Origin of the sequence: Micromonospora sp. CPCC 206060, from assembly GCF_036906895.1 — a bacterium.
Classification (GTDB): Bacteria; Actinomycetota; Actinomycetes; order Mycobacteriales; family Micromonosporaceae; genus Micromonospora.
In genome coordinates this window covers 1-4,237 of record NZ_JBAKHU010000158.1, presented here as the reverse complement: position 1 = coordinate 4,237, position 4,237 = coordinate 1, and the positions used below count along the sequence as shown (strand labels likewise).

Annotated in this window: 4 protein-coding genes; all 4 read left to right on the top strand. The window is 69.4% G+C overall.

Going from position 1 to position 4,237, the window contains the following annotated elements; translation table 11 throughout:
• The first annotated feature begins 246 nt into the window (after positions 1-246).
• Positions 247-2,094, top strand: a complete 1,848-nt coding sequence (locus tag V6U90_RS32655) for a S9 family peptidase (RefSeq protein WP_334444919.1) — start codon at positions 247-249, stop codon at positions 2,092-2,094.
• Between the two features lie 226 nt (positions 2,095-2,320).
• Positions 2,321-2,788, top strand: a complete 468-nt coding sequence (locus V6U90_RS32650; protein ID WP_334444917.1) for a carboxymuconolactone decarboxylase family protein — start codon at positions 2,321-2,323, stop codon at positions 2,786-2,788.
• 89 nt (positions 2,789-2,877) lie between these two features.
• On the top strand, positions 2,878-3,558 hold the full coding sequence (locus tag V6U90_RS32645) for a hypothetical protein (protein WP_334444915.1): 681 nt from the start codon (positions 2,878-2,880) through the stop codon (positions 3,556-3,558).
• A gap of 427 nt (positions 3,559-3,985) precedes the next feature.
• Positions 3,986-4,120 (top strand): hypothetical protein, encoded by a 135-nt coding sequence (locus V6U90_RS32640; protein ID WP_334444913.1) that lies wholly within the window; start codon positions 3,986-3,988, stop codon positions 4,118-4,120.
• Positions 4,121-4,237 lie beyond the last annotated feature (117 nt).

Here is a 4,237-nt window from a genome sequence, read left to right as displayed (position 1 = left end):
AGCCTTCCAGCGCCGATGGTACTGCACTCGGGAGGGTGTGGGAGAGTAGGACGCCGCCGGACATTTTTACAGGTGTGGGCCATCCCTTACGGGATGGCCCACACCTGTATCTGCACCCTTTTGCAGCGGGTAACCGCCGGCCCGACGGGCGCGCGGCCGTTGTCCTGGCTGCACGACGGCCCCGGTCGAGGCGGTTCGGGCGCAGCCCTGCGGAGGGTCGATCTGTCACCGTGCCACGATGGCACCGTGAACTCGATCAACGCTGTGGGGAGCAGTGCCGCGGGGTCTGCCACCGGTGATGTCGTACCTGCTGCGGCGGCGGCAGTGGCGGCGTGTGTCGGTTACGACCAGCTCCGCTCCGTGGACGGTGGGCTCTACTGGCTGGAGAGCCGGCCGGGTGCCGGGGCGGAGATGCTGGTCCGCTGGGCCCCGGCTACCGGACCGGTCGATCTGACGCCAGCCGAGGCGACCGGGGTCAGCACCGTGCACACCTACGGCGGTGGCAGCTACGCGGTGATCGGCGACGAGGTGTGGTTCGCCGGCCGGAGCGGTCTGCACCGGATCCGTGACGGCGAGGTCGCCGCCGTGATCGACGGCTCCTTCGCCGACCTGACGCCAGGCGAGGGTGAACTGCTCGGCGTCTGCGAGTCGGCGGACAGCGATGAGCTGGTGGCCGTGCCGTTGACCGGGATACCGGAGCCCCGTGTCCTGGCCGAGTCGTCCGGGTTCTTCGGCGCGCCCCGACTGGGGCCCGGTCTGCTGGCCTGGTCGTGGTGGAGTAAGCGGGACATGCCGTGGGACGGCTGCGAGCTGTGGGTGGCGGCCTACGATCCCGGCGATCTCATCGGGCATCCGGTGAAGATCGCTGGTGGTCCGGACGAGTCGGCGATCGAGCCACGGTGGGGACCGGACGGGGCGCTCTACTTCGTCAGTGACCGTAGTGGCTGGTGGAACCTCTACCGCTGGGACGGCTCGTCGGTCGTCGCGGTGGCACCGATGGCCGCAGAGTGTGCGGCAGCACCCTGGGAACTCGGGTACGCCTCGTACGGGTTCCTCGGGGACGGGCGCGTGGTGATGGTGGTGCAGGAGGGACCGCGTCACCGCCTGGTCGTGGTCGATCCGGACGGTGTCGTGGTCGATCCGGACGGTGCGGTGCAGCCGGTGCGCCTGCCGTACACGTCGATCAAGCCGTACCTCGCCGTCCACGGCGACGCGGTGGCGGTGGTCGGTGCGTCGCCGGCGATCACGCAGCAGGTGGCTCTGGTGCACCTCGACGGCGCGGCACCGCAGGTCGAGGTACTCACCCCGGGCACGCCGGTCACGCCTGACGGATCGGATGTCTCGACACCGGTGCAGTTGCGGGTACCGGTCGGAGGCGACCGTGAGGTGGTGGCGTTGCTCTATCCGCCCACCGGGGCCGGATCGGGGTGGCGGGCACCGTTGATCGTGCGGGCGCATCCCGGCCCGACCGTCGCCTGTCAGCTCCGTCTGGATTGGCAGACGCAGTTCTTCACCAGTCGCGGCTTCGCCGTGGCCGACGTGGACTACACCGGGAGCACCGGGTACGGGCGGGCGTTCCGCCAGGCGCTCCATGGCCGCTGGGGTGTCGACGACGTCGACGACTGCCGCGCCGTGGCCGAGCATCTGGTCGCTGCCGGGTCTGCGGCACCGGGACAGGTGTTCATCCGTGGGGCGAGTGCGGGTGGTTACACCGCACTGCACGCGGTCACCGGGGATACCCCGTTCGCTGCGGCGACGGTCGTGTCGGCGATTGTGGATCCCGACCGGTGGGCCTCGGCGGCGCCACGGTTCCACCGGGCACACGCCGCCCGGCTGTGCGGCGGGGCCGGCCGGGTCCGGGCAGCGGACATCCGACGCCCGGTGCTGTTCGTCCACGGGACTGCGGACGAGGTGGCCGCAGTCGACGATGTACGCCTGCTCGCGGCGGAACTGGAGCATCACGCGGTACGGCACGAACTGGTGCTGCTCGACGGGGTCGGTCATGGCGTCGCCGCGTCGGCACAGGCTGCGGCGGCGCTGGCGGCCGAGTTGGCGCACTACCGGTCGGTCATCGACGGCAGCCAGGAGGCGTGACACGGCAACCCGTCGCACGGGCTGCCGCAGCGCGACCAGCCACCCGGCGGAATGACTGCGGACGGTCCCGCACGATGGAAGAAAGCCACGCTCCGCTGCTGTGCCACCATCCAGGTGCGTCATTGTCCGGCCGATGGTCTTTGCGGACGTGCCGCCGTACCCGTGTGGAGGTGATCTGGTGGCGCATATCGACCTGGGACTGGATGAGCGTCGGTACCCCGGGATAATGGGCCTTCTGCGGTTCCGGCCGGAGACCGCCCGGCCGCTGCTGGATCTGGCGTCGGTGTTGTTGCAAGGGCCGCATTCGTTGAGCACGGGTGAGCGGGAGCTCATCGCGGCCTACGTCTCGGGGTTGAACGGCTGTGGCTTCTGTCGTGCGGCGCACTCCTCGCTCGCGGCGGCACAGCTTGCCGGTGGGATGGATCTGGTGGACCGGGTCCACGCCGATGTCGGGGCCGCACCAGTACCCGAGAAGCTGCGTGGTCTGCTGCGGATCGCCGGCGCGGTGCAGCAGGGCGGCCGGATGGTCACGACTGACCTGGTCGAGAGCGCCCGCAGCGAGGGGGCCACGGACCTGGAGATCCACGACACCGTCCTGATCGCCGCCGTGTTCTGCATGGTCAACCGGTACGTGGACGGGCTCGGTACCGCGACGGTGGCGACCGCCGGCATGACCCCGTCCGGATCCTCGTGAACCCCGCCTGACCATCATTCGTTCGGATATTCGCACGGCCGGACAATTCGCGCCTTCTCATGAGGCGCATGCTCCAACAGAATTGTGCCATGGCGAAGGTGGCAGGAATTGCCGTCGTGTCGGTCGGTGTCGTTCTGGCGCTGATCGCCATGATGTGGGGTTCCGCCGGGGTGGAGGTCGCGAGCTGGGTCCTCGGTAGCATCGGTGGGGCGGTCGCGGTCGTCACGCTGCTTCTGCCCCTGGCCCGGGACCAACAGTCCGCAGTTGGCGGGGTGGCCGGCGTCGCCCGGTTGCCGAGCGGTCTGCGGGTGCTCCTTGCCAGGATCGTCAACCGCAGGAAGCCCGCCGCCGTCGCGGTTGCCGTGCTGCTGGTCGGGGCCCTTGTCCTCTGGATCCAGCACGATTCCTCGGGGGAGATTCCCGGGCAATTGCCCGGCTCGGCGGCGGGTGCTACCGGCGCGACCGGTTCTGCCGGGCTCCGCTCCTGGCCGGCGCGGGTTGCCAATGCGCCGAGCGGTACGTTTGGCTACCAGGGGCCGTTCAGCGATCCGCAGCACAAGATACCGCGCTACTCCTTCTTTCAGGACGACCCTCTGCGCGTGGTGTGCCAGGAACGGCGCGGCCGGGTGATCACCGACCGGTCCACCGGGGTGCAGAGTCCCATCTGGAACAAGCTGGACAATGACCTGTGGGTCTCCAACCTGTACACCGACCTCCCGCAGGATGAGGCGGGGGCGGCCCGGTTGGGCATTCCGGCCTGCACCTACTAGCTCGATTTTGACCTGTGTGGCGCGGCCTGGGGTTATGTGAGGTCTTCGGTTGCGTAGTCCGGGTTGGTCGGCCGGGTCCTGGCCGGGAGGGTTTCGGTGCGCAGGCGGGATTGCCGGCTGCTGCGCAGGTGCCGAAACCCTCGCCGGACACGGGCCGGGGTGAGGCGCTCGGGCGGGGCTGGGCGTTCGGACCGGTACGCCCGCACCAGTTGCGCGGTCACGTTCTGCGAGAACAACCTGCACCCCGACCGTGAGCAACGCGAGGCCAACCATCGCCACCTGCGGCACGTCATCGACGCAGCGGCGGCGATGAACGTCCCCCGCGTCGGGACGTTCATCGGGCGGGACACCACCCGCCCGCTGGCTGACAATCTGAGACTGGCTGAGCAATACCGGGCCCCGCTGGTGGACCACGCCACCGAACGCGATGTTCGCCCTGCAGGAGCCCCGCGAACAGCGCCTCACCGACCACGCGGCGATCACCCTGGACCTGGACCTGCCGGTCGACACACTCGACACGTGCTCCCTGCCGGCGATGGCCGAGCCGGCGACCCTGTTCTAGACACAACGCCGTTCAGTTAGGCGTGGGCGTGGCTGGTCAAGGGTGTGTTGATCGGGGTGTGAGAGGCGGGGTTCCGGTATCAAGGTTTGTCACTCCAAGACAACCCGAACCAGGAAC